Here is a 23,886-nt window from a genome sequence, read left to right as displayed (position 1 = left end):
ACGAGACTCAAACCATCGAGTAAAGTCAATGGAAATCCCGCTTTTTCAAAAATGGGAAAACCTTCGATAAAAGCATAAGTTATTTCCCAGAAAAATCCAGAAAAATATTATGATATTTCGTTGGTTTGACAAAAAATATCATAGCCGATTGTTGATGAATTTTGATCGGCAAAATAATATTCAGTAATAATCATGCATAGCTGGAGGTAAATTTTATGAATTCAGAGTTGAATATTAATGGGGTTTTAGCTTCAGTTTTGCTGAATGATGAGGAAGAGGACGATCCTGATATCAGAAGCATTGACGAGTTAGAAAGTGCGAACGATTTGTTTGATAATAACTTCATTAATCCAAGCAATTTTGCCCCAGCCAATAATTTCATTGATGAAGATTTATCAGTATTGATGTCTAATAGTGATGGCGATCGCGACAATCCTGAAACCGGATCTAGAACGAATAATAATCAATATTTCGCAGATGAGGATTATTTTTGGGATTCACCCGTTCAAACTAGCGTGGTAGAGAGTCAACAATCATTCAACCCCGAACTTTTTGAGAGACAGGGCATTGATATTCCAGGGCTGAACGAGGATCCTGTGGCCAACAATCTTATGAGCGATCGTCAAATCACCGAGGTTTCTGAAAATGATGTTTCAGGCAGTTCAGTCGTAGATCCAGATTTTTTTGGGGACTTAAATGAGGATTTTTTTGGAGATTCAGACATATTAAACTTCACCAGAGATTCTCAAGTAAATGAAACAGAAAAGGAATCTGTTGGTGACAATAGTTCTGAAAAAGAGCAAACCACCTCTGGGAATCAGCAAAATATTCAGGAAAATATTGAGGAAAATATCGATCCCCTGACTGGCGCTCCTTTCAATGATTTTTTAGCGGATCCCAACGTTCAAGAAAACTTATTAGCCTATTTTAATGAGCAGTGGTATCGGCAGCAAAATCCCGATGTGGATGCAGCGATCGCTCAAGGATTCTTGAAAAGTGGTCTAGAGCACTTTATTTTATTTGGCCAAAAAGAAGGTCGTCCGAGTAACCCATTTTTTGATGAAACGGATTATTTGACTCAAAATCCTGATGTCGATCGGGCAGTAATATCCGGGTTTTTTCAATCTGGAGTAGAGCACTTTCTCATACATGGCTTAGATGAAGGACGCAACCCAGGCCCAGGATTTGATAGCAATTTCTATCTGAATCAAAATCCTGATGTGGCTCAAGCAATTCAAAATGGGGCTTTTGATAGTGCCTTTGAGCATTTTTTGCTGTTTGGTCAGCGTGAAGGACGGATCTCAACGGGTGAGACATAGCAATCCTATTTAAGTTGTAATATTTTGGGAAATTTAACCCATATCGTAGGGGTATTTTATGAATTACCCCTACCAAAACCTCTAAACGGATTGCTATATAATTATAGCAATTGTCATGGTCATGAAGTACAAAAAACCTGTCATTCCCGCAGGGATTAAAACCCCCCTTGGCTAATAGGGAAAATCATCACCACAAAGACACAAAGGAACACAAAGGCGACATATTCTCTGTGTTTCTCTGTGTCTCTGTGGTAAAAAATCATCACCACCGTAAAAACTTAGGCTTCCGTGTCCCGACAGAGACAGAGAGAATTATTTTAGTTTGATAAGGCAAGAACGCGATCGTATAGTTGGGGACTAATCCGAAATCCCGCTTGTTTTACCAGATCATCCATGAGAGTTTGTACTCTAGGAATTAAGCCTCTTTGTTTAGGGATCATCAAAATACCCAATATGCCAATTACAGATAGTCCCAGTTTCAAGGCTTCTCTGCGTCCGAGTCGTTCATCAATTAGCAAATCATCTGCAATTAATTCAATGGTTATCGATAAAGGTGATGTGTCGCTGACGACAATCATAACCAACCTCGATCGCGCAAATGCTGAATATCTTCTTCAAATTCTTCCACATCATAATGAATACAAATGCCTCGACTCGCTAAAAGCTGCTGAAATTCAATGGGGTGCATTCTGGCAATTTTGCTGCCTCGACCCAGGGTAATCAGTTCTTGTTGAAATAGCGCGATTCTCGTTCCGAGACGCTGCGCGATCGCAATTTCTCTTAACCAGTCAGCATCACTTAATTGACTTGCTTGGGCGATCGCCTCATCAGAAATTTCTAGAGTTATTTGCATTGCGTCCCTCGTCTATTTTATATTGCTTTATATTGCTTTATATTGCTTATTTCTTAGCCTATCGCCAATACCTTGTAGGCTGACACGGATTTCCATTATATTTTTATAAGATTATTTTGCCAGAAATAGGGAAAATTGTCAATAGGGGCAAAGCGTATAGCTTACCCGGATGCTGCTTCGCGTCTACGGCATCGAAATTACCGCGCAGATATTTTTAGGAAAAATAGACAAATTTTAGCCGCGAATAAAAAAGCCCTCACTTGAAACCAAATTCTAAGCAATAAGTTATTTCCCGGAATGCTTTGCCCCTAAAAAATTATACCAAATTATACCATTTACAAAAATTCATGCAATTTGGGCGCGGCGGAAAAACGCCCAAATAAGCCTTGGAATGGTAGCAAAATTTTAAAAAATTGGTATCAAATTTTGGTGTGTTTTGGCGGAGAGAACCCCCCAGCAAGAAGCGTAAGTCCGGTAAAAAGGCTAATATGAGATTGGTTTATCGATCATAAATCAGATGATATTGCGACAATTTCCGGCAAAGTTTCTCTGGGGGGCAGCCACTGCTGCTTATCAAATTGAAGGGGCATGGAATGAAGATGGTAAGGGTGAAAGTATTTGGGATCGATTTGTTCACCAACCTCAGCGGATTTTAAATGGGGATACGGGGGATATCGCCTGCGATCATTATCATCAAATGCCGGAAGATGTGGCCCTGATGCAAGAATTGGGGCTGCAATCTTATCGTTTTTCGGTTTCTTGGCCACGAGTGCTGCCCGAAGGACGAGGAATGGTGAACCAGAAGGGATTAGATTTTTATGACCAGTTGGTCGATCGCCTATTGGATGCGGGGATTGTGCCGAATGTGACTCTGAACCATTGGGACCTGCCCCAAGCATTGCAAGATTTGGGTGGCTGGCCCAATCGGGATTGTACGGATTGGTTTGCAGACTATGCCGGGGTGGTGTTCGATCGCCTCGGAGATCGGGTGGCGCTGTGGTGTACCCATAATGAACCGGGGATTATTGCGTTTTTGGGCCACGCTTACGGGGTTTTTGCCCCAGGAATTGCGGACTATTCTCAAGCGTACCAAACCGCCCATCATTTGCTGCTGTCCCACGGCAAAGCGGTGCAGCTATTTCGCCAAGGGGGATATGCGGGGGAAATTGGCATTGTCCTCAGTGTGTCCCATTATGAACCGGCCAGCGATCGCCCGGAAGATGTTGCTGCCTGCGATCGCGCTGATCAAAATGGCACCGCTTTATTTATGGATCCGCTGTTCAAGGGTCACTATCCAGAAATGTTATGGAATTGGATCGGTACTCATCAGCCAAAAATTCACGATGGGGACTTAGAAATCATTCGTCAACCCATTGATTTTTTAGGGGCAAATTATTATTTTACCGAGGGGATCGCCTTTAAACCCTGGGGCGGTTTGCTGAAACTGGAGACGACGCCAATTTCCGCATCCGGTTGGGGCAAAACGGAGATGGGCTGGGGAATTAATCCCGCTGGGTTTACCAAAATTCTGCGGAATTTTCAAGAAAATTATGGCAATCCGAAAATGTACATTACGGAAAACGGTTGTGCCATCAAAGATATTCCCAATGCGGAGGGATATGTGTGCGATCGCCAAAGAATTATGTTCATACAAGAACATTTAATCGCGATCCATGATGCGATTCAAGGGGGCGCGAACGTGAATGGTTATTATGTCTGGACATTAATGGATAACTTTGAATGGGCGCATGGTTTTTTCCCGCGCTTTGGACTGGTTAGAATAGACCCGCAAACGGGCAAACGCATTCCTAAAGAAAGTGCTTTTTGGTATCGGGAGGCGATCGCGAAAAATGGCGTTTAATGCAGTATAATCCACCAGGGGCGAAGCATTCCGGGAATAAACTGAAGCTTTTAACCAGAAATATCTGCGGTCATGCTTCGTTCCTACGGATATTTGTGGTTCACTAATCTGAAAATATAAAAACTGGGGGCTTTGCGCGAATCAAAGCACTCGTGTCTAATGTGATAAATAAAATGTGATAAATAAGATGTAATCTCAGCCGCATATGTGGTGTTGATACCTATGAACCAGCAACATGAGCCTAACTCCCAAACTGACAATTCTCAGCCGTCCCCGGCACCAATTTCCGACCCATCTAGGAATGATGAAAAAGTAGGAGAGATTCGCGAATCGCCCCTAGGATGGAAAAATCGCCTAAGTGGGATTTGGCATAACTCCACTGACCGAATTAAACAACTTTTTCCCGTGGGCAAAGCCGCTGCCCAAAAACTGTTGCAATCAATTTTACAATCATTAACAGTCAGTGAAGCAGAAATTGCCGAAATTTTAGAGAAAGTTAGGGCAGAATTACCAACTACAGAAGCGACGTTAATTGGCAAACCCCAAGCGGGAAAAAGTTCGATTGTCCGGGGACTAACCGGGGTTTCCTCAGAAATTGTCGGTCAAGGTTTTCGTCCCCACACCCAACATACTCAACGCTATGCTTATCCTTCTAATGACCTGCCGTTGCTGATTTTTACTGATACGGTCGGACTCGGTGATGTGAGTCAAAATACAGAAGAGATTATTCAAGAATTAGTGGGAGATTTGCAACAACCTAGTCAGCGGGCAAAAATTTTAATCGTCACGGTAAAAATTAACGATTTTGCCACAAATACTCTAAAAAAAATTGTGCAGCAATTGCGACAATTTGATGCAAATATTCCTTGTTTGCTGGTGGTTACTTGCCTCCATGAAATTTATCCCCCGGAAGTTGATAATCATCCGATTTATCCCCCGGAAGATCCAGAAATACAGCGAGCATTTGCTAGTTTGCAAGAGGCTTTTGGTAACTTGTGCGATCGCGCTATTTTAATTGACTTTACTTTAGAAGAAGACGGTTACACTCCGGTATTTTATGGCCTAGAAAATCTCCGAGATACCTTGGCGGAAATGCTGCCAAAAGCTGAAGCCCAAGCGATTTATCAACTATTAGATGAAAATGCCAGCAAACAGTTAGGCAATCTTTACCGAGATGTCGGTCGGCGCTATATTTTGGCCTTTTCCGTGATGGCGGCCACCCTAGCAGCAGTCCCCCTGCCTTTTGCCACCATGCCCGTATTGACCGCATTGCAAGTGTCAATGGTGGGTTTATTGGGCAAATTGTACGGCCAAACCTTGACCCCATCTCAAGCGGGAGGGGTGGTCAGCGCGATCGCTGGGGGATTTTTAGCCCAAGCAGTAGGACGAGAATTGGTGAAATTTGTCCCGGTACTTGGTAGTGCGATCGCTGCTTCTTGGGCTGCTGCTTACACCTGGGCATTAGGGGAAGGGGCTTGTGTCTATTTCGGTGATTTAATGGGGGGCAAAAAACCCGATCCCCAGAAAATTCAACTAGCCATGCAAGAAGCATTTAAAGCCGCCCAAGAACGGTTTAAAAAAAATTAACCGTCAACAAAATTAACCGCAATACTCAAAAAAATGTGCAAACAAATAAAAACCGGGTTTTGGCTAAAAAAACCCGGTTTTTCAAGATTAAAGTTTAAGATTAATCAGATTAAAGCGCTTATTGTCGTTCGGGAAGTACAGAGGTTTTCTGGATTCCCGCCTGCGCGGGAATGACAGGTTTTTTTGTACTTCATAACTATGACAATTGCTATAAGAATTGTTGCCCGGTCGTCAATAATACTTTACTTCAGTTTCTGGCTGAAGTTCAGGCATGGCAAAATTAGAAGGATCGTAAATAAACCGATGAATTTCTTCTTCTAGCCTGTTAACTAGATAGGCTTCGATCGTATTGGTCTGTCGCAATGCAGCTAAATAGCCGTCTAAATACATTCGCATATCGTCATAACGATAGCCCCGATTCCATAATTCTACGAGGGCGTCAGAAAGTTTTTGGTAGTGACGGATAGTTGCGGTATCTTGTAGCATGGTAGCCTCTTAAGATTGGGTAGATATAAAATTAGAAGTGGATTTTTATCAACGGGGATCGGTAGGTTTATTTCTGGTTGAACATCTTCAGAGATTGTTCAAATGAGAGTGATTTCCTCGAACCCAAATTTAACAGCTTGCAGGGGTTGGCGTAGCCTACCGTAGGTAATCGCCGATGGCATTGAGAATGCTAAAATAGATTAGCTAAGTGATAAATTGAATCAATGAACTTGACTCAAAAGACGAAAAAATTCTCAAAATTGTTCGCTGTCAAGCTCAAACATAGCCGTCGATCGCTCTAAGGATTTAAAACATTGGGCTTAGTCTCCTGTAGCCATCGCTTTGGGTAACTTTTTCCACAAAACTCGTCTGAAAAAACGAGAACCTTAAAAGATATCAGCAGCAGCGATCCAGGTTATGAAAATGCTCTGGTCTGAACGATCGCATTTACAGCGAATATACACAGCGAATCTACAATGATCCGTACCCGAATTGTTGAGCCAAGGAGAGTGGATCGTCATCAAGAGGCATCAATTGTAAGCTGTGGCAGAATTTGACCCGGAAATGCCACCCGGAAATGGCACCCGGAAATGGCACCGAGAAATGGGGTTTTCTGGGTATGTTAATCTGTTATACCCATTTTAGCCAGAATTCAGATGAGGCAATCATTAAAGATGGCTATCCCTTTAAAAATGAGCGAATTACCCTAGCTATAGGGTAATTGTTCCCTTAAATACCCCAATCTTACACCAAATATAGAGATGGTGCATTAGTCTTAAGTAGGGGCGATTCGCTTTCTCCTCCCGTAAGGGATTTTCGTGGAGATGGCAGCAAATCGGCGGCGATCGGGGGCAAGAATCCCCGGAAAATCGAGGCGTTTACCGGAGATTGCTCTCTGAATCGGATGGTTACTGATTCTCAAAATTTAAGCCGAAGATCAAGATGAATCTTATGCGTCTTCTGCCAATTATTTAATAATAAATTAAGATTTAGAGTAACAAATGTGACAAAACCTTGACAAAAGCTCTGTTAACGTGAAAATCACTATTTTGCCAAGCGAAAGTCTTGTGTGAGCAACCCTTATGGGAAATTTGCGCCTAGGGAAATATAAACAAAGAGGGTTTTACAGGCAATTTGTCAACCAGCAATGGCGATCGCTCCCATAACCGCGATAAATTGTCTGATATTAAGGGTTTGAAGCATCCGCTCTATCAGCCCAATTCAGAAAAGTTGGGTCAGCACTCTAAAAAACAGGCGCTTGTAATTGATCCTAGGCAGAACCTATTTTCATACAGTAAGGTAAACCCAAGGTTAGTTATGATGTTGCCCATCCAAAGGATCAAGCATACTTGGCCTGTAATTTCTTGAGTTGCCATGAGCGCGAACCAAATCATCGGAGATGACTCAAACACAGTACCCTTTGAATGAAACATCTCTGCGAACTAGCCAGTTCTCAGAAGGCGCAAGTCTTCTGTATAAATAAATTTGTCTAGGTGTACATAGTCGGTCATGCCGACAATTAGGAGGTAGTGGTGGGATCAATTTCTATTTTGATTGTTGAGGGAAATCCTCACCTGCGATCGCTATTAGGTTGGCATTTGCAGCAAGTCGGTTACAGTGTCTATCAAGCCAATGATATCCGGCAGGGACGCGATTTATTTTCCAATCATCAGCCAAATCTGATCGTGCTTGATTCGGAACTTCCCGATGGGGATGGTTTGGAATTTTGTCAGTGGCTGTATCAGCAGCAACAAAGCATGGTTTTAATTTTATCCGCTCGCAATAACGAAGCGGATATTGTCAACGGCTTAAAAGCAGGCGCGGATGATTATCTGAAAAAACCTTTTGGGATGCAAGAATTCCTGGCTCGAGTCGAAGCCCTGGTGCGACGGCAAAAACGCATTGCCCCACCGATTTCGCTGGATTATGGGGATTTGCAAATTGACTTGGTGCATCGTCGGGTTCGCTATAAGGGGGATCTCATCGAACTCACTCCCCAGGAATTTAGCTTGCTTTATGTGTTAGCTCAAGCCGGAGGACTGCCCATGAGTCGTCCAGAACTGCTGCGGAGAGCTTGGCCCGAAGCCATTGATAATCCCCGCACCATAGACACTCATGTCTTGTCGTTGCGAAAGAAAATCGAGATCGATCCTCGGCAACCGAGTTTGATTCAGACGGTGCGAAATGTGGGCTATCGCTTGAATATGGAGATTCTCAGCGATCGCGTCATCTCGAAAGTGGAATCCTTGCAGGTGAATTCCCACGGCCAACAAAAAATGTCCATGCGTCATTTTTCTGAGGTTGGCAGCCGGAATAACCCTCGATAAAAAAGCAAACAAAATATGACGCACTGCTCTTAAGTGTGGGGTTCCACTTCAGCAATCCGGAGTTAATTTCGGGCTTAATACTGAGGTGGATATTTCTATGACTGGGAATCATTGGGATCATTTAATTCCATTCATCCACCGTTTGAGTTTCGGCAATTTTCAGGCTTTGCCGTAATTGGTTCCAGTCCATTTGTGCTGCCAGCACATCTTGAATCAATGATCCTTGTGCTAAATGCAAGACACGGGTGCAATATTGTGCAGCAAATTCTAACTGGTGATTCACCATTAAAATTGTGGTTTGACCATTAGTGGTCAATTCTTTTAAAACTGCTAAAACATGAGCGGAGCGACCCGTATCTAAAGCAGAAGTCGGTTCATCTAATAACAAAATCTGCGGTTGAATCACCCAAGCCCTGCACAAAGCGACCAGTTGACGTTGACCCACCGATAGTTGGGATTCTGTTTTTTCCAACCATTGATCGGGAATGCGCCACTTTTCCAGCCCTAGGGCAAGTGTTTGCTTGATATCGGGAGCCGCCATTCCGCGTAATTTCAACGGATAGGCGATCGCCTCTTTGACCGGCATCCCCAACAGCTTCGACTCTTGAAGTACCAGAGTCACTGAAGTCCGTAAATCCATCACGGGGATCTGGCGGTAATCCCGATTTTTCCAATAAATCGCTCCCGACGTTGGTTCATTCAGCCGATTTAACAACCGTAATAAAGAAGTTTTGCCCGCTCCCGTAGCCCCCACAACCGCAATAAACTCACCCTCCCTAGTCGAGGCATCATCTCTACACACCTCAAAAGAAATATCTTTCAGCAAATAGCTATTGCCGATTTTTGCGGTTAAGCTCACTTGCTCTAAGCGGAGTAAAGAAGAATTCGGAGAACTTGGCAAATTCATAATTTATTTGTTGTTGGTTATTTGTTCTTGGTTCTTGGTTCTTGGTTATTTGTTGTTTGATTCTAGTCAAGAATCACCAATAACTAATAACTAATAACTAATAACTAATAACTAATAACAACCATAGCTTAAATATTGGTTCATATATTATGGGCTATTATGGGCGATCGCCGTGGAAATTGTCCAAACATCCATCAGCAATAACAACAAAGTACAGCCCAACAAAATCAGATACATCCACGGTTGCGCCAAAGGACGGACATCCCTTGTATCAATTCCGGTTTTGGCTTCCACCAGCTTCACCAACTTAGCAAAACCAGCCACCCGCATGGGCAGCAAAAATCCTTTACCCGACTCACTCAAAAAATAGTAAACCAATCCCCCTTGACCTGTGGTGCGAGGTTTCAACTCTTTCACCTCTGCCCAAGGTAGGGACCACCCAGAGCGAAAAAAACGCGGCACCCATTGAGCATAAGTCACCTGAATTCCTTGGTCATCCAAAATCACCCGCTCAGTCAGCGCCCCATACAAAGCCACGGCACCCAATCCTAAGCCCACCCATAACATCCGAGGATCCACGGGCGCGGCGGTGACTTCCGCCAGAAAAGGCAACGGCACCGTTAAAGCCACATACAAAGATAACAGCGTGATTCTAATTAATGGAGAAAGACGGAAAACCGCCGGAAAATCACTGGTCATGGTAGAGATTTCTTGGTTCATTTTCTGAGGATTCACGGGATTAATTGGTTCTTTTGTTGTTTGTTGTTTGTTGTTTGTTGTTTGTTGTTTGTTGTTTGTTGGTTGTTGTTTGGGGAACGGGGAACAGTTATCAGGGAACGGGGAAAGTGAATAGTCGTAGGGGCGAATGGCCATTCGCCCGTACAAAAGTCTTAGGGGCGAATGGCCATTCGCCCGTACAAAAGAAGTATCACTATTCACTATTCACCACTGTTGCCTGTTGCCTGTTGCCTGTTGCCTGTTCCCTGTTCCCTGTTTGTTGTTTGTTGTTTGTTGTTTGTTCCCGATCGTTTCATCGGTAGGGTGGGCAAAATTTGCCCACCCTACAAATAACACATAACCAACAACCAACAACCAACAACCAACATTAAGGTAAATATTTCTGTACCACCGTCCAACCAGTCCAGGAAACCCAACTTAAACCGAAAAATAGTAAAGCGTTAATACTGATATGTAGCGGTTTTGCCCAAGGACGTTCTGGGGAAATTTGGCTGGCAGCCCCCGCAGAACATAAGACCAAAGCCACTACCATCAAACCAGCCAGCAAATGTGGGGAATGTCCCAGGTTTCCATAGTGACCCAAAGTGCCGACGATGCCTATGCCCAGCAGTAGTAAGACTAGGGCGACTAGGATCCAGCCGATCGCATAATGAAGCGATCGCACCACTCCGACCCTAATGGGGTTTGGCGGACGGACTGCTGGGGGATTGGCTGCTGTGGGGAATTTTCTCATCCAAAACATCAATCCGCCACTGGCAGCCAACAGAACATAAGCCAACACAGACAAACCCATTGACCAAGCGGCGATTTTCCACAACCAAAGAAAAGAAGGCAGATCCAATGTAAACAAATGTAAAAAAACGATTAACAAACCTACACTAATCATAGCCTGCGGGATTCCTCCTGAGCGAATTCCCGTCGTCAATTTTGAGACGTAGCAGCACAAATTAGACGTAGCAACACAAAAAAAAGAAGAGTCATTGGGGTTTTCCACCAACGACTCTCCTGATTTTTCAAGCTGATTTTTCATTCTTAGGTTGCACAAACAACAATCGTTGAGTTGAGCCACCTATTTTTTTCATTTGTCTTGCTTTAAGGGATATTCAATGAGGAGATGTTTCTCCCAAACCCCAGATTAGTATCAACCTATAATCCCAGTTTTTCGTCACTTAATCATCTAAAATTCAGGTCAATCAAACCTGAAACATCGATGATGACTATTTTAACTAGGACTTTCACTAAAACCTCGGTCAAAAATTTCTCAGCATTCCGGGATTATGAGGAATCAGCGTCCTACTTGACAGCGAATCTACAGCACATCACATCAATAAACCCACAAATTAACTAACAGCTTACCATTTAATCCGCGAAATCACTGTTAGATAAAATTCTGGTGAATGAAGGCTGATTACTGCAAGATCAATCCTGACAAAAATGCGTGACCCTTCAGATTGATCCTGGAATTTTGTCCGATCTTTAGATCTAAATTTTCTTTGATAATTGTCAAGCATCAAAGCTTGATAAAAGATGCACTCAGCAGATGTATCCGTTTCTCGGAGAACGTTCCCGGCACTGGTAGGACTAATCTCAAAACCAAAAAAAACGGTTGATTGGCATCAATCCACCAAGGTTAGAGCCGGTTCCATGAAGGATTCTGCGATCTCTTTTACCTTATTCGGTGTGGCAAAAGGTTTGGAATTATAAAGTGATTTGGCAACGGACTCTAGGGTTTTTTCTGAGTCAGGTTGCTGATGAGCATCATTGGGTCTGCCGATGATTAAGCGATCGCAGGGAATCGTATCTGATAAAATCGCACTAGCCATCATCCCTGTATGAATTTCCAACAAAGCTTCTGGCAACGCTTCAAAAATCAGCCGCTGTCCAGGGAAGACCACGCGCTCAAAATACCAATTAGAAATATTTGTCACGCGAGCAATCTGAATCTTGCTGGTGGCATTCACATAGCAGCAAAGAATGTGATTCGGGCGATCGGATGGAACGGGATCTAGTATTTGAGACATATCTGCACAGGAATCTTTATTGTAAAACCTCTTATCGTATAAAAGAAATAACATTCACCGATCCCGAATCGCTGTAAAGAGGAATACCAACTGCCAATAAATCGGCAAAATTTTTCTCAAAAATCTGAGAATCATTGATTCAAGGATTTTAGGCTTGAGGGATTCTGATAGGGATCATTAGATTTTCTTGTGTTGGCACCGGACGGGGCAAGATACCGGCAAACTCTTGATTAGAGATAGTTTCAGCGATCGCGAGCCTCTGGGGATCTGGAGCGGAAAGCGCCGCCAAAATCATGCTTGTGTCAAGAATAGAGTGGTATTGTTAAGTTATATGAACCGCGCTTTCATAAAACTGTGACAGTTGAGACAGTATGGAAAATCGTATCCTTTACGTTCGCCTTCCGTGTAATCCGATCTTTCCCATTGGGGTGGTCTATCTCTCGGATCATGTCCACAAACTTTTTCCCGAAGTTGAGCAACGCATTTTCGATCTGGGGACTATTCCTCCCCTAGACTTTGGGAAAGCCCTGGATGCTTGCATCGATGAATTTAAACCAACCCTGTTGGTGTTCTCCTGGCGAGATATTCAAATCTACGCCCCAGTGGGAGGACGCGCTGGCAACCCGTTGCAAAACGCTTTTGAGTTCTACTACGCCAAAAACCCCTTGATTAAACTACGGGGAGCCCTGGGAGGCTTAAAAGTCGCCACCGCGTATTATGGGGAACTTTGGCGCAACATTGGCTTGATCAAACGGGGATTGAACCGTTCTCGCCAATATCATCCTGAAGTTCGGGCGGTGGTTGGGGGTGGCGCCGTGAGTGTGTTTTATGAACAGCTAGGGCGAAGCCTGCCAAACGGGACGATTATCTCCGTAGGTGAAGGGGAGGCTCTGTTAGAAAAACTGTTGCGGGGTCAAGATTTGAGTGATGAACGCTGTTATGTGGTGGGAGAAACTCAACCACGCGATCGGCTAATTCACGAACAACCCGCCAACATTGAAAAAAGCGCCTGTAACTACGACTATATCGAAAGCATCTGGCCAGAATTCCCCTATTACTTCCAAGAAGAAGACTTCTATATTGGCGTCCAAACCAAGCGCGGTTGTCCCCATAACTGCTGTTACTGCATTTACACCGTCATTGAAGGCAAACAAGTCCGCATTAACCCTGCGGATGAAGTAGTCAAAGAAATCCGCCAATTATATGACCGAGGTATCCGTAACTTCTGGTTTACCGATGCTCAATTTATCCCCGCCCGTCGATTTATTGATGATGCGGTGGAACTGCTGCAAAAAATCATCGATGCGGGGATGGATGATATCCACTGGGCTGCCTATATCCGCGCTGACAACCTGACGCCCGAATTGTGTGATCTGATGGTCAAAACGGGGATGAATTATTTTGAGATTGGCATTACCAGTGGTTCTCAAGAATTGGTGCGAAAAATGCGGATGGGCTATAACTTACGGGTGGTCTTGGAAAACTGCCGCGACCTAAAAGCCGCTGGATTTAATGACTTAGTTTCCGTCAATTACTCGTTTAATGTGATTGATGAAACCTTTGAAACTATTCGCCAAACCATCGCCTATCATCGCGAACTGGAACGAATTTTTGGGGCTGATAAAGTTGAACCAGCGATTTTCTTTATTGGGTTACAACCCCATACCCATTTAGAGGAATACGCTTTCAAAAACGATATGATCAAACCGGGTTACAATCCAATGAGTTTAATGCCTTGGACAGCCCGGAAATTACTCTGGAATCCTGAACCGTTAGGGTCTTTCTTTGGGGAAGTTTGTCTGGAAGCTTGGCGCCGAAATCCCAATGATTTTGGCCGTGAAGTGATGCAAATTCTCGAAGAACGTCTCGGATGTGCAGATTTAGAAGAGGCTTTGTCTGCCCCGATTGAAAGTAAAAATCCGCCTAAACAACTGGTGACTGTTTAATTCCATTATGGTTTTTTTGTAGGGACACGGCACTGCCGTGTCCTTATTTTATTTCCTGATTGATTGGCCATCAAAATTATGGTTTTCACCTCCCAAGATTATTCCGGTGAACCGGGAAAGATTCTATCCCCAAACTTGTCACCAAAATTGTCACCAAAATTAAGCGGTTCGTTCGGTTCGCTGTTGAGTAGTTCCTCAATTAAAGCGGGGGGTGTGGCGGAACGATACGCCCCACAATAAGCCATTGTTTGCACGGCTTTAAATGCCCAATGATTCGCCGGGACATCGCTGTATAGTTGGGGCAAAGTTTCCGCTCTTTCTTGAATACAAGCGTTGAGAATTTCTGCTTTGGTAAGTTCTCCTTGCTGCGGGTTATTTTGTGCCACTGTTTCAGGGTTTTCTGGGGAAATTTGCTCCGATCGCGCAGCGGCGAGGATGCGCGATCGCCCCGGCAAACTACTCCCCACCCAAAGCATCAAACTGATTAAAGGAATAATACTATATTTCATTTTTTTGCCTCTTGATTGCCTATTTTAATAATCAGAAAAAAATCCTGATTAATAATTATTAATCAGTGAAATATGGACTAGGGCTGGATAGAACACAAGGAGCGATCGAACTATTACCAAATTGTCGATAAGTCTAAGACAAAACCGGGTAAAATATTCTCGCCCGATACCGTATCGGGATTATCCAAAATTTCTACCTCTTTATCCGGGTGATAAACTTCTACCTGTCGCTGTTTTCGGTTAATTAACCAACCTAACTGGGCGCCATTGGCCATATATTCTGCCATCTTTTCGCGGGTTTCTGCTAAAGTATCGTTTGGCGACATCAGTTCCACCACAAAATCAGGACATAAAGGGAGAAATTTATCTTGTTCTTCGGGAGTTAAAGCATTCCAACGCTCCATCTTTAACCAAGACGAGTCCGGGGCACGTTTTGCTCCATTGGGAAGTTGAAATCCGCCATTAGAATCAAAGACTTTACCAAGATTATTCTGGCGACTCCAAGCTCTTAATTGATAAGTTAGATCGGCATTGCGATCGCTAGTGGTTCCTCCAGTCGGTGGCATGATAATTAATTCTCCGGTCGCGGTAGCTTCAAATCTTAAATCGTCGTTTTCCTGGCAGAGTTGCCAAAACTGTTCGTCAGTCAGGTTGAGTTTTAGCTCTAATCTTGGGGGTAAACAAATGCCTGCGGTTTCCATGATGTTTTTCTCCTAAAACCCGATATTATCTATTTTAGCTCAATATTTTAGTATTTATATTTTAGGGTGGGCAAAAATCCACACTGAGGAAAGAGAAAAGAGGAAATAGGAAAGAGGAAAATTCTTTTTTCTCTCTTCTCTCTTCTCTATTCTAGGCATTTTTTGCCCACCCGAAGAATGTTAGGGGCTGTTGGATGAATTTTTGTAAATGGTATTATCTATTTTAGATCAATATTTTAGTTCAAAATAATACAGACATATTTGTAAATAGACTTTGCCTTTAACCTTATTCCTCTTCCCTCTTCCCTCTTCCCTCTTCCCTACACCCTACACCCTACACCCTACACCCTACACCCTACACCCTACACCCTACACCCTACACCCTACACCCTACACCCTACACCCTACACCCTGTTGCCTATTCCTTTGGTAATTTTGCCAAATTACCCTCGCGTCGCCCCACGCCGCATAAACACCGCAATTATACCCAAAAATAAAATACCCATTAATCCGGCGATCGGATTTTTGCCAATTCCCGTCAGCCATTCAGAAACCTGGTCAGAATAAACCACTAACTGACCCGTATTAATAATATAATAACCCCAGACTAAACCGCCATGAAAACCCATCGGCAAACCCAACCGACCTTGACTACTTCTCTTTGCCCAGACTAAGGTCAAACCCAACAACAATAAACCCGGAAAAGCCGGTAAATTTCGCACCATTTCTTCAACAGGTTTGATATAGTGCAAACAGGCAAAAATTGTTGCCGAAGCCCACAGGGATGCGGTCAAACTATAGTCCCGCTGCAACTCAGTCAACAGCCAACCCCGAAATAACAGTTCCTCGGCAAATCCCACCCCCAGAGACACTAAAAAGCCTTCTAAAATTACCTTGGGTAAATTGCTTGGTTCTGGCAACTGCCAGGTTAACCAACCTAACCCGGATTCTAAAAGTAACAAACTCATCACAACCACCAAACCAAAAGCCAAGCCTCTGATTAATTCTTGGCCATTGCGTTTGGTAAATTCCAGCCCTAATGAGTGGAGAAGTTTGGGTTCTTGGTAAACGTGCTTGCCCCAATATTTGACTAGAAAAATAAATTCACCATATAAAATAGCCATTGTCAGGATGCTTTGCCAATTCGGGTCACTGACAAGCCAATAAATGGGGATAGCTAAGGGTGCCCAGAGGCACAGCAGAGTCAGCACAAAAATTGCCAGCCTCAGCGGTGCTGAATATTCACTGAGACTGGTGGAAATAAGTTTCACAGGATTAATGCTTAAATGGTTACTCGTCCGGTTCGATTGTGCTAGTTAGCCCGTGGTTTTTCAAGGTTTCACAGTAGAACTCTGCCGGTTCTAAGGCACAAGTAATTACCAAGGCAAGGCCATTGGTGTGGGCTTCCATCATAATGCTGACCGCTTGGGGCTGAGTCAGACTCGGCACTGTGGTCAACAAGGTTTGTACGACATGCTCCATTGAGTTGAAATCATCGTTATGGAGCAACACCCGATAACGCGGTGCTAACTTCCTGACTGTTGAACGTTTTTCAATGGTTTCAACTGACACGGCTGATAACCTCTTTGGCAAAAATGGACGTTGATGTGATTTATCCTAGTATATATAGTGTGTGGGATTCTACTTGACCAATATTCAGCCGCCCCTGGCTAGTGCCTCAGATATTAGCCGTTGGTCGGTTCGGGTTCTGTAAAAATTTTAGATAAGTTTAGATCAGATTTAAAGAAATCAAGCAAAGATGTGTGCGATCGCCAACTTAGGAACGATGGACTCTGACACCGAAGCTTTTCAACCTTGTCAGATTGTTTGCCTAGAACATCAAAATCGCTGTTTATACGCCGAAATTATTCAAGTTTTGCCATCACGGGGTCGCTTTTGGCTGCGACCCTTGATGCTGGGCATTTGGCCAATTAAGGATGATCTCCGTTTTACCGAACCTCCTCAAGAACTCTACGATCTGCGTCAAGGGGCCGATCTGGTTTGGCCTACTACCGGATTTCGGTTAGCCTGGGACACGGAGGTGATTCCTCTGTTGATGCAGTTGGAAACTTTGGAAAAATCCCCAGATCATCCGATTTTGGCCCATCGTCAACTGAGAGATTTTGTGGATCGAGTTTGGCAAGCCTCCTCTGAACCCGTCTAATATCTACCAATACCAAAAAGGACATGGGAGCGATCGCCATAAAGTGAATAAAGTGATTGGTTTTCCAGATATCTGTAATTTATCTGTAATCTATTGGTAGCGAATTCCTGCCGCTTTCATGCGAGCGATCGCCTCTTGGATCCGTTCTTCTCCCAGGGTAATGGCAATACGGAAAAAACCCTCACCATTTTTGCCATAAGCATTACCCGAAGGCACAATAATCCCACATTTGTCCAACAGTAACGAGACAAACTCCTGGGAAGTATAACCTGGGGGAACCGGCACCCAGATATAAAGAGTCGCCCCAGGGGGTGAAATCGGCCAACCCAGAGATTTTAATCCTGCCACCACCAAATCCCGGCGTTTTTGATACAGAGAAATCATCGGTTGGATTTCTGCCTCGGTAGAATCAAAAGCGGCGATCGCGGTTTTTTGAATTGCCTTAAACACCCCAGAGTCCACATTCGACTTCACCTGTCGCAAACCCTGAATCCCCACGGCATTACCCACCACAAAGCCAATCCGCCAGCCGGTCATATTATAGGATTTCGACAAACTATGAAACTCGATCGCCACATCCTTAGCCCCCGGAACTTGCAACACCGAAGGAGGCTGATACCCGTCATAAGCGATCTCAGAATAAGCATGGTCATGGCACAGCAAAATATCGTAATGACGGCAAAATGCCACCAATTCCTCAAAATAAGCCAAACTTGCCAAAGCCCCCGTGGGATTATTGGGATAATTCACCCACAGCAATTTCGCCTGTTGCGCCACCGACTCAGGAATAGCTTTCAAATCCGGCAAAAAATGATTTTCTGGCGTCAAGGGCATCACAAAAGGCTCCCCACCGGCAAAAATCGTCGCACTCCGATATACCGGATACCCAGGATCGGGAATCAGGGTATAGTCACCGGATTCCACAAATGCCAGAAAAGTATTATGAATCGCTTCTTTCGCCCCAATAGAAGAAATAATTTCCGTATCTGGGTTTAATCCAGAAACCCCAAACCGCCGTTCCATCCACTGACCAGCCGCTTTTCTAAACTCAAGGATGCCCTGATAAGGCGGATAACTATGATTAGACGGATCATCCAGGGCTGCGTGCATCGCTTTGAGGATCCGTTCCGGAGTGGGTTTATCTGGATCTCCGGCTCCCATATTGATAATATCAACCCCTTGAGCGATTAGCTCCTGGCGTTTGCGGTCCATTTCCGCAAAGAGATAAGGGGGAATTTTTTCTAAACGTTTGGCAAACTGCATGACAATGTGACAACCCACTCCAGATGGTAACGAGAATCAAGCCTTTGCAAAGTTTACCGCCAAGTGGTCTCCTGGATCGTCAAACGGCCAAGATAAAATCAGGAGTTACCCACAGAAACTATATGTATGGGCAATATCCCCGTTTTTGCCCAATATTGCGCTAAATATATAAATGTTGCGTAAATCCTCAAAATGCCAAGTTTAGGATCCAAGGTGTCTATCAGAGAATCGGGACTGCCATCCCTAGCAGATTCGCCAATCCCGCATCTCAAGCTGATGGGTAAGCTGATGGATAAATAGTATGGCCGGAATTTTTCTCGTTTTATGGGTTAATTTTGTCATTTACAACCTGTAATGTGTCAAATCGTCACCCACGAGAGGACTATTTTACTAAAACAGCGGTGATGGCGAAACTTTTTCGATGGAATTTCGTCCCAGGCTTGGTCTTGATATTTGCAGAGCATATGGGATAAGTTTGACAAATTAGCTGAGTGATTTGAGTGATGAAAAATTAGCCACCAACTCAATCTGCCCAGCATCCATTTCACTCATCAATAATTCGAGGGCTTCATAATCAGCATCATCAATATAACCAAGCCTGGTAAGCTCTACATTAATTGCGTTCTCAATCTCAGGGGTTAATCGTTTAATGTAAAGAGCTTTTTCGACTAAATGACGAATCATTTTTTTTACCGTGTTGAAATCAATGAATGTAAGCTATCAGCATTAAGCTATCAGTCAACAATTAAAAAGCTAATAGCTGAAGGCTGATAGCTAATAACTGAATGCTTAAGGTTTATTAAAACTGTTTTTTGCCAATTTATAATCTATGTCTGAATTTTAGACAATTATCGGTATTAGATCAGTGATCTAAATCACTTCCGTAAATTCACGGATAATTTTGCACAATCTCCAAAATTATGCAAAATTATACAAAATTATTTAAAATTATCGGAGTGGCTTCAGCCGAAAGTGTTGGCGATTCTGCGGGGATGTTAATGGCCAGCAAGGGTTTATAGTTCTGTTTGTCAAGTAGAATACAAATTATTTTTTTTAGCCAAATCTTTATAAACTATAAGATTTTGATATAAAAGCTCCCTTTTTTTTAAAGATTTGGCAAAATATACTCTATTTTGTAGCCAAACTAGGCAAAAAGCGATTATGCTCAGAGGTAGTGGCGATGATTAGTCGGTGTCGATCGCTTATAAGCCTTAAGCCGATAAACTTTTGTAACGTATTGCCAATATGGCAACACAGTTATTAAAAAATATTGTTTGATCGGCACAGGCTTGCTGTATTTAAGTTGATCTGTGGTTTAGCTTTCTCTTGGGAGTTTCATTATGTACGGAACGGCTTGTGTTTCAGCCAAAGAAATTACGGTGGTTCAGCCTTCTGGGCCAATTAATGCCGCCAATGCTGCTGCATTTAGGTCTGAGTTGCATTGGGCAGTAGAATCAGCCGTCGATTCTCCATTGCTGGTCGATATGCAAAAGGTAGAATTTCTCGACAGTGCCGGACTGATGGTTTTAGTTAGTGCCCTGAGTCGCGCTCAAAAAGTGCAGCGGAAATTTGGTCTTTGTTCCGTTGATCCAGCAATCAAGATGATTTTTGAGTTGACCCAGTTGGAGAGAGTCTTTGAACTGTATGAAAGCCGTGCCGCTTTTGAAGCTGCAATTGATTAAATTTGGCTAAGGTTCAAATCCATGACTTCTAACCAAAGCTGAAGACACCACCGAATGATGATGGTGGTGTTCGGCTGGAGGTGACACCTGGTAAAATCATTATTTTTTTTGATGGGTCATTTTTAAATCATTTGTTTGGCAAATCAAAAACGGCAATGAAAGTGCTTAACGCTTCAAGTGAATAAAAAAACACCGGGCAGTCCCATCAGGAAAGTTGGCATATTTGGGGCTGCCGTTTAGTTTTGCCGTCAATTTTGGCCTGGACGCCTGAATCTGTTAATAGATCGATCGCCTCGATCGCCCCGATCGCCCCGATCGCGATCTCCTCATCCACCGTAGGATAAATTTGAAGTTCACGATATAATACTCATCACGCCACCGAGTCTTCTTTGTCTGGAACGATTTTTGATGTCGCGCTCTCATTGAACTGGACAAAAAATATATAAAAGATAGATTATATAAATTAAATGTGCAATTAAATCGGCCATAGACTCGGTAGTAACTTGAGATTTAGCAGCATAGAGAAGGTAGAGTAATATCGTGGCGATCGCAATCGAAAAACTTATTTCCACTGAAATCCTACAACCGGCTCGTTATCTGGGCAAAGAACTAGGGACAGTTCACAAGCCCTGGGAATCCGCAACGGTGCGCTGGGTTTTGACCTACCCAGAAGTGTATGAAGTTGGGGCATCTAATCTCGGTCATATCATTTTGTATAACATCTTAAATGCACAACCGAGGCAACTGTGCGATCGCTCCTACCTCCCAGCCCGCGACCTAGCCCAAAAACTCCGAGACAGCCAAACCCCCTTATTTGCCGTGGAATCTCGCCGTTATTTAACGGATTTCGATATTCTCGGCTTTAGCTTAAGCTATGAACTGGGCGCCACCAATATTCTAGAAATGTTGGACTTGGCAGGCATCCCCCTCACCTGGAAAGAACGAGCGGAAAACCCCCCAGCCACCGGGGAGTCAGGGGCAGGGCAACCACAATGGCCGCTGATTTTTGCCGGGGGTCAAACTGCCACCGGCAACCCAGAACCTTTCTCCGACTTTTTTGACTTTATTGCCCTGGGAGACGGGGAAGAACTCCTGCCAGAAATCGGCTTAGTCCTGGAAGAAGGCAAAAATGCTGGCCTCAGTCGGGAAGAACTGCTGCTAGATTTAGCCCAAGTCCCTGGGGTCTATGTGCCTCAGTTCTATGATTTAGCTGCCGATGGCGCCGTTTACCCCAACCGCCCTGGGGTGCCTGCGCGGGTGTTGCGGCGCGTGGCTACTCCCATTCCCGCTTATTCCATTGGTTTGGTGCCTTATACGGAAACCGTCCATGACCGGCTGACGATGGAAATTCGGCGCGGTTGTACCAGAGGCTGTCGTTTTTGCCAGCCCGGAATGCTGACCCGACCAGCCCATGATGTAGAACCAACGGTGGTGGTGGAGGCGATCGAGCAAGGAATGCGAGCCACGGGCTATAATGAGTTTTCCTTACTTTCCTTGAGTTGTTCTGATTATCTGTCCCTGCCCGCAGTGGGGATGGAAATCAAGAATCGCCTGAAAGACCAAAATATTTCCCTTTCTTTGCCGTCCCAACGGGTCGATCGCTTTGATGAGAATATCGCTAATATTATTGGCGGCACCCGCAAAAGCGGTCTGACCTTTGCCCCGGAAGCCGGAACTCAGCGAATGCGGGACATTATTAATAAAGGGCTGACCAATGAAGAACTCTTGCGCGGGGTGAAAACCGCTTTTGAGCAAGGGTGGGATAAAGTCAAGCTCTATTTTATGATTGGCTTACCGGGAGAAACCGATGCGGATGTTCTGGGCATTGCCGAAACGGTGCGCTGGTTACAGCAGGAATGCCGCGCCCCCAAACGCCGCCCACTGAGTGTTAATTTGACCATTTCTAACTTTACGCCGAAACCCCATACGCCGTTTCAGTGGCATTCTGTCTCTACCGCAGAGTTTCAGCGCAAACAAGAAATGTTGCGCTCCTATTTTCGCAGTATGAGAGGAGTTAAGGCCAATTTTACGGATGTGCGGATTTCGGCGATGGAAGATTTTATTGGTCGAGGCGATCGCCGTCTCGCCCCCGTGGTGCGTCGGGCTTGGGAGTTGGGCGCCGGGATGGATTCCTGGTGGGAAAGTTTGGATAATGCTTTTAAAGCCTGGACTGAGGCGATCGCCCAATCGGGCCTAACCTGGAAATACCGGCAAATTGAAAATGGGGAATGGAATTTAATTCCCGGATCCAGTCATCCAGAATCTACTCAGACTCCAGAAATCCTCGATGCCCAGTTAGATGCCCCACTACCTTGGGATCATATTAATACGGGCATTGATAAAAATTGGCTCAGAGAAGACCTGAAACGAGCGATCGCGGCGACCACCGTCCCCGATTGTTCTTTTGATGGCTGTTCTCACTGTGGGGTTTGTGGCACAGATTTTGGCCATAATATTGTCTTTGAAGCCCCACCAATTCCCCCATTTATCGGTCAAGTTCAACCCCTACAAGACCGCACCCAACGGCTGCGCGTCTGGTTAGGCAAACTCGGCGAGATGAAATTTCTCAGCCATTTAGATTTAATGCGTCTCTTTGACCGGGCAGTCCGACGAGCCGGATTACCCATTTCTTACTCTGGGGGCTATCACCCCAGCCCAAGAATCTCTCCCGCGAATGCCCTGAGTTTAGGTGCGACCTCTAGCGGCGAAATTGTCGATTTTGAACTGACTCAGACTATGGATCTGGGGGATTTTCAAACTAAATTGGCGGCTCAACTGCCCGCTGAAATTCCCATTTATCGGGTAGAGGAAGTGGAAGTTAAGTCGCCGTCCGCCACCCAGTTGTTAGAACAAGCGGAGTATTTATTGACGGTGGCTTGGGTGCCGTCCCCAGACCAGTCCCCAAATCCGGTTGATGAGCAATTGAGTACAACCCAGTGGCAGCAGTGGCTTGACCAGATTTTAGGGACCGCAGAAATTCTCTGGGAACAGACCACGAAAAAAGGCAAGGTGAAACAGGTAAATCTGCGCGATCGCCTCCTGGAACTAGAATTGCTAGAAGTCAATCCCGATGCTCAAACCAGCCAGATCCGGTATCGTGGCATTTGCCGCAATGATGGCACCAACCTGCGTCCCCATCAAATCATCTATTTATTGGAACAAGTCACCCAGGAGCAATTTCAACTTTTAAATATCCATCGGCAACAACTCATATTAGGATCGGGATTGAAAGAATTTTTGTAATCTCACCCGTTTCCGTAGGGGGAATTGATCGATTTCCCCTATTAGGGAGAAAGGTGATCCGATCAGTCCGCTCTAAAAAACCAGGGATCTGGCTAAAACCCTTGTTTTCACCACGAGGGTGAATATTTATAATCAATCTAGCCACTTCAACTTCAGACTAGAGACGGAACATTAACCCGGAAAATGGCCAATCGATTTATTCGTCATGTAAACCGATGGTATCCACCAATTCCTTGACAGTGATTAATCGGTGACAAGGTTAATCAGAATCTTGTTTAA

At 44.4% G+C, this 23,886-nt stretch carries 22 protein-coding genes; 8 read left to right on the top strand and 14 right to left on the bottom strand.

Going from position 1 to position 23,886, the window contains the following annotated elements:
* The first annotated feature begins 215 nt into the window (after window positions 1-215).
* A complete protein-coding gene (locus tag ABWT76_RS04025; RefSeq protein WP_354635669.1) occupies window positions 216-1,319 on the top strand; it encodes a hypothetical protein in 1,104 nt (367 codons plus the stop codon).
* A gap of 317 nt (window positions 1,320-1,636) precedes the next feature.
* Here the strand turns inward: ABWT76_RS04025 and ABWT76_RS04020 are convergent, their stop codons facing one another.
* Both ABWT76_RS04020 and ABWT76_RS04015 read right to left on the bottom strand, forming a co-directional pair.
* Window positions 1,637-1,897, bottom strand: a complete 261-nt coding sequence (locus ABWT76_RS04020) for a DUF3368 domain-containing protein (RefSeq protein WP_054469039.1) — start codon at window positions 1,895-1,897, stop codon at window positions 1,637-1,639.
* Window positions 1,894-2,172, bottom strand: a complete 279-nt coding sequence (locus ABWT76_RS04015; RefSeq protein WP_054469038.1) for a UPF0175 family protein — start codon at window positions 2,170-2,172, stop codon at window positions 1,894-1,896. The genes ABWT76_RS04020 and ABWT76_RS04015 overlap by 4 nt, the downstream gene beginning before the upstream one ends.
* 517 nt (window positions 2,173-2,689) lie before the next feature.
* Here ABWT76_RS04015 and ABWT76_RS04010 point away from each other — a divergent pair.
* Together ABWT76_RS04010 and ABWT76_RS04005 are read left to right on the top strand one after the other, a co-directional pair.
* On the top strand, window positions 2,690-4,033 hold the full coding sequence (locus ABWT76_RS04010; protein WP_054469037.1) for a GH1 family beta-glucosidase: 1,344 nt from the start codon (window positions 2,690-2,692) through the stop codon (window positions 4,031-4,033).
* 222 nt (window positions 4,034-4,255) lie between these two features.
* Complete coding sequence (locus ABWT76_RS04005; protein WP_054469036.1) at window positions 4,256-5,620, top strand: GTPase family protein; 1,365 nt, start codon at window positions 4,256-4,258, stop codon at window positions 5,618-5,620.
* 231 nt (window positions 5,621-5,851) lie between these two features.
* On the opposite strand, the gene ABWT76_RS04000 is transcribed toward ABWT76_RS04005, so the two are convergent.
* Window positions 5,852-6,106, bottom strand: a complete 255-nt coding sequence (locus ABWT76_RS04000; protein ID WP_054469035.1) for a DUF6761 family protein — start codon at window positions 6,104-6,106, stop codon at window positions 5,852-5,854.
* 1,532 nt (window positions 6,107-7,638) lie between these two features.
* Here ABWT76_RS04000 and ABWT76_RS03995 point away from each other — a divergent pair.
* Window positions 7,639-8,433, top strand: coding sequence for a response regulator transcription factor (locus ABWT76_RS03995; RefSeq protein ID WP_082348999.1), 795 nt, complete (start codon window positions 7,639-7,641; stop codon window positions 8,431-8,433).
* Between the two features lie 121 nt (window positions 8,434-8,554).
* Here ABWT76_RS03995 and ABWT76_RS03990 read toward each other — a convergent pair whose 3' ends face one another.
* From ABWT76_RS03990 to ABWT76_RS03975, 4 genes are all read right to left on the bottom strand, one after another.
* A complete protein-coding gene (locus ABWT76_RS03990) occupies window positions 8,555-9,340 on the bottom strand; it encodes an ATP-binding cassette domain-containing protein (protein ID WP_054469034.1) in 786 nt (261 codons plus the stop codon).
* A 147-nt stretch (window positions 9,341-9,487) separates the two neighbouring features.
* Window positions 9,488-10,060 carry a hypothetical protein gene (locus ABWT76_RS03985; RefSeq protein ID WP_054469033.1) on the bottom strand — a complete coding sequence of 191 codons (573 nt, stop codon included), beginning with the start codon at window positions 10,058-10,060 and terminating at the stop codon, window positions 9,488-9,490.
* Window positions 10,061-10,445: 385 nt separating this feature from the next.
* Window positions 10,446-10,919 carry a DUF4079 domain-containing protein gene (locus ABWT76_RS03980; protein WP_054469049.1) on the bottom strand — a complete coding sequence of 158 codons (474 nt, stop codon included), beginning with the start codon at window positions 10,917-10,919 and terminating at the stop codon, window positions 10,446-10,448.
* Between the two features lie 775 nt (window positions 10,920-11,694).
* A complete protein-coding gene (locus tag ABWT76_RS03975) occupies window positions 11,695-12,099 on the bottom strand; it encodes a DUF1830 domain-containing protein (RefSeq protein ID WP_054469032.1) in 405 nt (134 codons plus the stop codon).
* Between the two features lie 371 nt (window positions 12,100-12,470).
* Here ABWT76_RS03975 and ABWT76_RS03970 point away from each other — a divergent pair, with 371 nt between their 5' ends.
* Window positions 12,471-14,045, top strand: coding sequence for a photosystem II high light acclimation radical SAM protein (locus ABWT76_RS03970; protein WP_054469031.1), 1,575 nt, complete (start codon window positions 12,471-12,473; stop codon window positions 14,043-14,045).
* Between the two features lie 98 nt (window positions 14,046-14,143).
* On the opposite strand, the gene ABWT76_RS03965 is transcribed toward ABWT76_RS03970, so the two are convergent.
* The 4 genes from ABWT76_RS03965 to clpS form a co-directional block, all read right to left on the bottom strand.
* On the bottom strand, window positions 14,144-14,554 hold the full coding sequence (locus ABWT76_RS03965; protein ID WP_190880431.1) for an S-layer protein: 411 nt from the start codon (window positions 14,552-14,554) through the stop codon (window positions 14,144-14,146).
* 113 nt (window positions 14,555-14,667) lie between these two features.
* The gene (locus ABWT76_RS03960) at window positions 14,668-15,255 is read right to left on the bottom strand and encodes a Uma2 family endonuclease (RefSeq protein ID WP_054469030.1); all 588 of its coding nucleotides are present in this window, start codon (window positions 15,253-15,255) and stop codon (window positions 14,668-14,670) included.
* Between the two features lie 443 nt (window positions 15,256-15,698).
* Entirely contained in the window at window positions 15,699-16,526 is an 828-nt protein-coding gene (locus ABWT76_RS03955; protein WP_054469029.1) for a CPBP family intramembrane glutamic endopeptidase, read from the bottom strand.
* A 19-nt stretch (window positions 16,527-16,545) separates the two neighbouring features.
* Entirely contained in the window at window positions 16,546-16,827 is a 282-nt protein-coding gene (clpS, locus tag ABWT76_RS03950) for an ATP-dependent Clp protease adapter ClpS (RefSeq protein WP_054469028.1), read from the bottom strand.
* A 214-nt stretch (window positions 16,828-17,041) separates the two neighbouring features.
* On the opposite strand from clpS, the gene ABWT76_RS03945 reads away from it, so the two are divergent.
* Entirely contained in the window at window positions 17,042-17,419 is a 378-nt protein-coding gene (locus tag ABWT76_RS03945) for a hypothetical protein (protein ID WP_054469048.1), read from the top strand.
* Window positions 17,420-17,509: 90 nt separating this feature from the next.
* On the opposite strand, the gene ABWT76_RS03940 is transcribed toward ABWT76_RS03945, so the two are convergent.
* On the bottom strand, window positions 17,510-18,682 hold the full coding sequence (locus tag ABWT76_RS03940; RefSeq protein WP_054469027.1) for a pyridoxal phosphate-dependent aminotransferase: 1,173 nt from the start codon (window positions 18,680-18,682) through the stop codon (window positions 17,510-17,512).
* 483 nt (window positions 18,683-19,165) lie between these two features.
* Complete coding sequence (locus tag ABWT76_RS03935) at window positions 19,166-19,366, bottom strand: hypothetical protein (RefSeq protein WP_054469026.1); 201 nt, start codon at window positions 19,364-19,366, stop codon at window positions 19,166-19,168.
* A gap of 656 nt (window positions 19,367-20,022) precedes the next feature.
* Here ABWT76_RS03935 and ABWT76_RS03930 point away from each other — a divergent pair.
* The gene (locus ABWT76_RS03930; RefSeq protein WP_054469025.1) at window positions 20,023-20,364 is read left to right on the top strand and encodes an STAS domain-containing protein; all 342 of its coding nucleotides are present in this window, start codon (window positions 20,023-20,025) and stop codon (window positions 20,362-20,364) included.
* A 205-nt stretch (window positions 20,365-20,569) separates the two neighbouring features.
* Here the strand turns inward: ABWT76_RS03930 and ABWT76_RS03925 are convergent, their stop codons facing one another.
* Complete coding sequence (locus ABWT76_RS03925; protein WP_255353241.1) at window positions 20,570-20,698, bottom strand: hypothetical protein; 129 nt, start codon at window positions 20,696-20,698, stop codon at window positions 20,570-20,572.
* A gap of 206 nt (window positions 20,699-20,904) precedes the next feature.
* Between ABWT76_RS03925 and ABWT76_RS03920 the strand changes: the two genes are divergently transcribed.
* The gene (locus ABWT76_RS03920; RefSeq protein ID WP_190880427.1) at window positions 20,905-23,607 is read left to right on the top strand and encodes a TIGR03960 family B12-binding radical SAM protein; all 2,703 of its coding nucleotides are present in this window, start codon (window positions 20,905-20,907) and stop codon (window positions 23,605-23,607) included.
* The last annotated feature ends 279 nt before the right edge of the window (window positions 23,608-23,886 follow it).

The sequence above is a fragment of the Planktothricoides raciborskii GIHE-MW2 genome (assembly GCF_040564635.1).
Lineage (GTDB): Bacteria > Cyanobacteriota > Cyanobacteriia > Cyanobacteriales > Laspinemataceae > Planktothricoides > Planktothricoides raciborskii.
This window is presented reverse-complemented; position numbering and strand designations above follow the sequence as displayed.

Excerpts from the sequence above, each read along its gene's own strand:
- ABWT76_RS04025 (WP_354635669.1), top strand. The coding sequence starts at position 216 with ATGAATTCAGAGTTGAATATTAATGGGGTTTTAGCTTCAGTTTTGCTG.
- ABWT76_RS04020 (WP_054469039.1), bottom strand. The coding sequence starts at position 1,897 with ATGATTGTCGTCAGCGACACATCACCTTTATCGATAACCATTGAATTA.
- ABWT76_RS04015 (WP_054469038.1), bottom strand. The coding sequence starts at position 2,172 with ATGCAAATAACTCTAGAAATTTCTGATGAGGCGATCGCCCAAGCAAGT.
- ABWT76_RS04010 (WP_054469037.1), top strand. The coding sequence starts at position 2,690 with ATGATATTGCGACAATTTCCGGCAAAGTTTCTCTGGGGGGCAGCCACT.
- ABWT76_RS04005 (WP_054469036.1), top strand. The coding sequence starts at position 4,256 with ATGAACCAGCAACATGAGCCTAACTCCCAAACTGACAATTCTCAGCCG.
- ABWT76_RS04000 (WP_054469035.1), bottom strand. The coding sequence starts at position 6,106 with ATGCTACAAGATACCGCAACTATCCGTCACTACCAAAAACTTTCTGAC.
- ABWT76_RS03990 (WP_054469034.1), bottom strand. The coding sequence starts at position 9,340 with ATGAATTTGCCAAGTTCTCCGAATTCTTCTTTACTCCGCTTAGAGCAA.
- ABWT76_RS03985 (WP_054469033.1), bottom strand. The coding sequence starts at position 10,060 with ATGAACCAAGAAATCTCTACCATGACCAGTGATTTTCCGGCGGTTTTC.
- ABWT76_RS03975 (WP_054469032.1), bottom strand. The coding sequence starts at position 12,099 with ATGTCTCAAATACTAGATCCCGTTCCATCCGATCGCCCGAATCACATT.
- ABWT76_RS03970 (WP_054469031.1), top strand. The coding sequence starts at position 12,471 with ATGGAAAATCGTATCCTTTACGTTCGCCTTCCGTGTAATCCGATCTTT.
- ABWT76_RS03965 (WP_190880431.1), bottom strand. The coding sequence starts at position 14,554 with ATGAAATATAGTATTATTCCTTTAATCAGTTTGATGCTTTGGGTGGGG.
- ABWT76_RS03960 (WP_054469030.1), bottom strand. The coding sequence starts at position 15,255 with ATGGAAACCGCAGGCATTTGTTTACCCCCAAGATTAGAGCTAAAACTC.
- ABWT76_RS03945 (WP_054469048.1), top strand. The coding sequence starts at position 17,042 with ATGGACTCTGACACCGAAGCTTTTCAACCTTGTCAGATTGTTTGCCTA.
- ABWT76_RS03940 (WP_054469027.1), bottom strand. The coding sequence starts at position 18,682 with ATGCAGTTTGCCAAACGTTTAGAAAAAATTCCCCCTTATCTCTTTGCG.
- ABWT76_RS03935 (WP_054469026.1), bottom strand. The coding sequence starts at position 19,366 with ATGATTCGTCATTTAGTCGAAAAAGCTCTTTACATTAAACGATTAACC.
- ABWT76_RS03930 (WP_054469025.1), top strand. The coding sequence starts at position 20,023 with ATGTACGGAACGGCTTGTGTTTCAGCCAAAGAAATTACGGTGGTTCAG.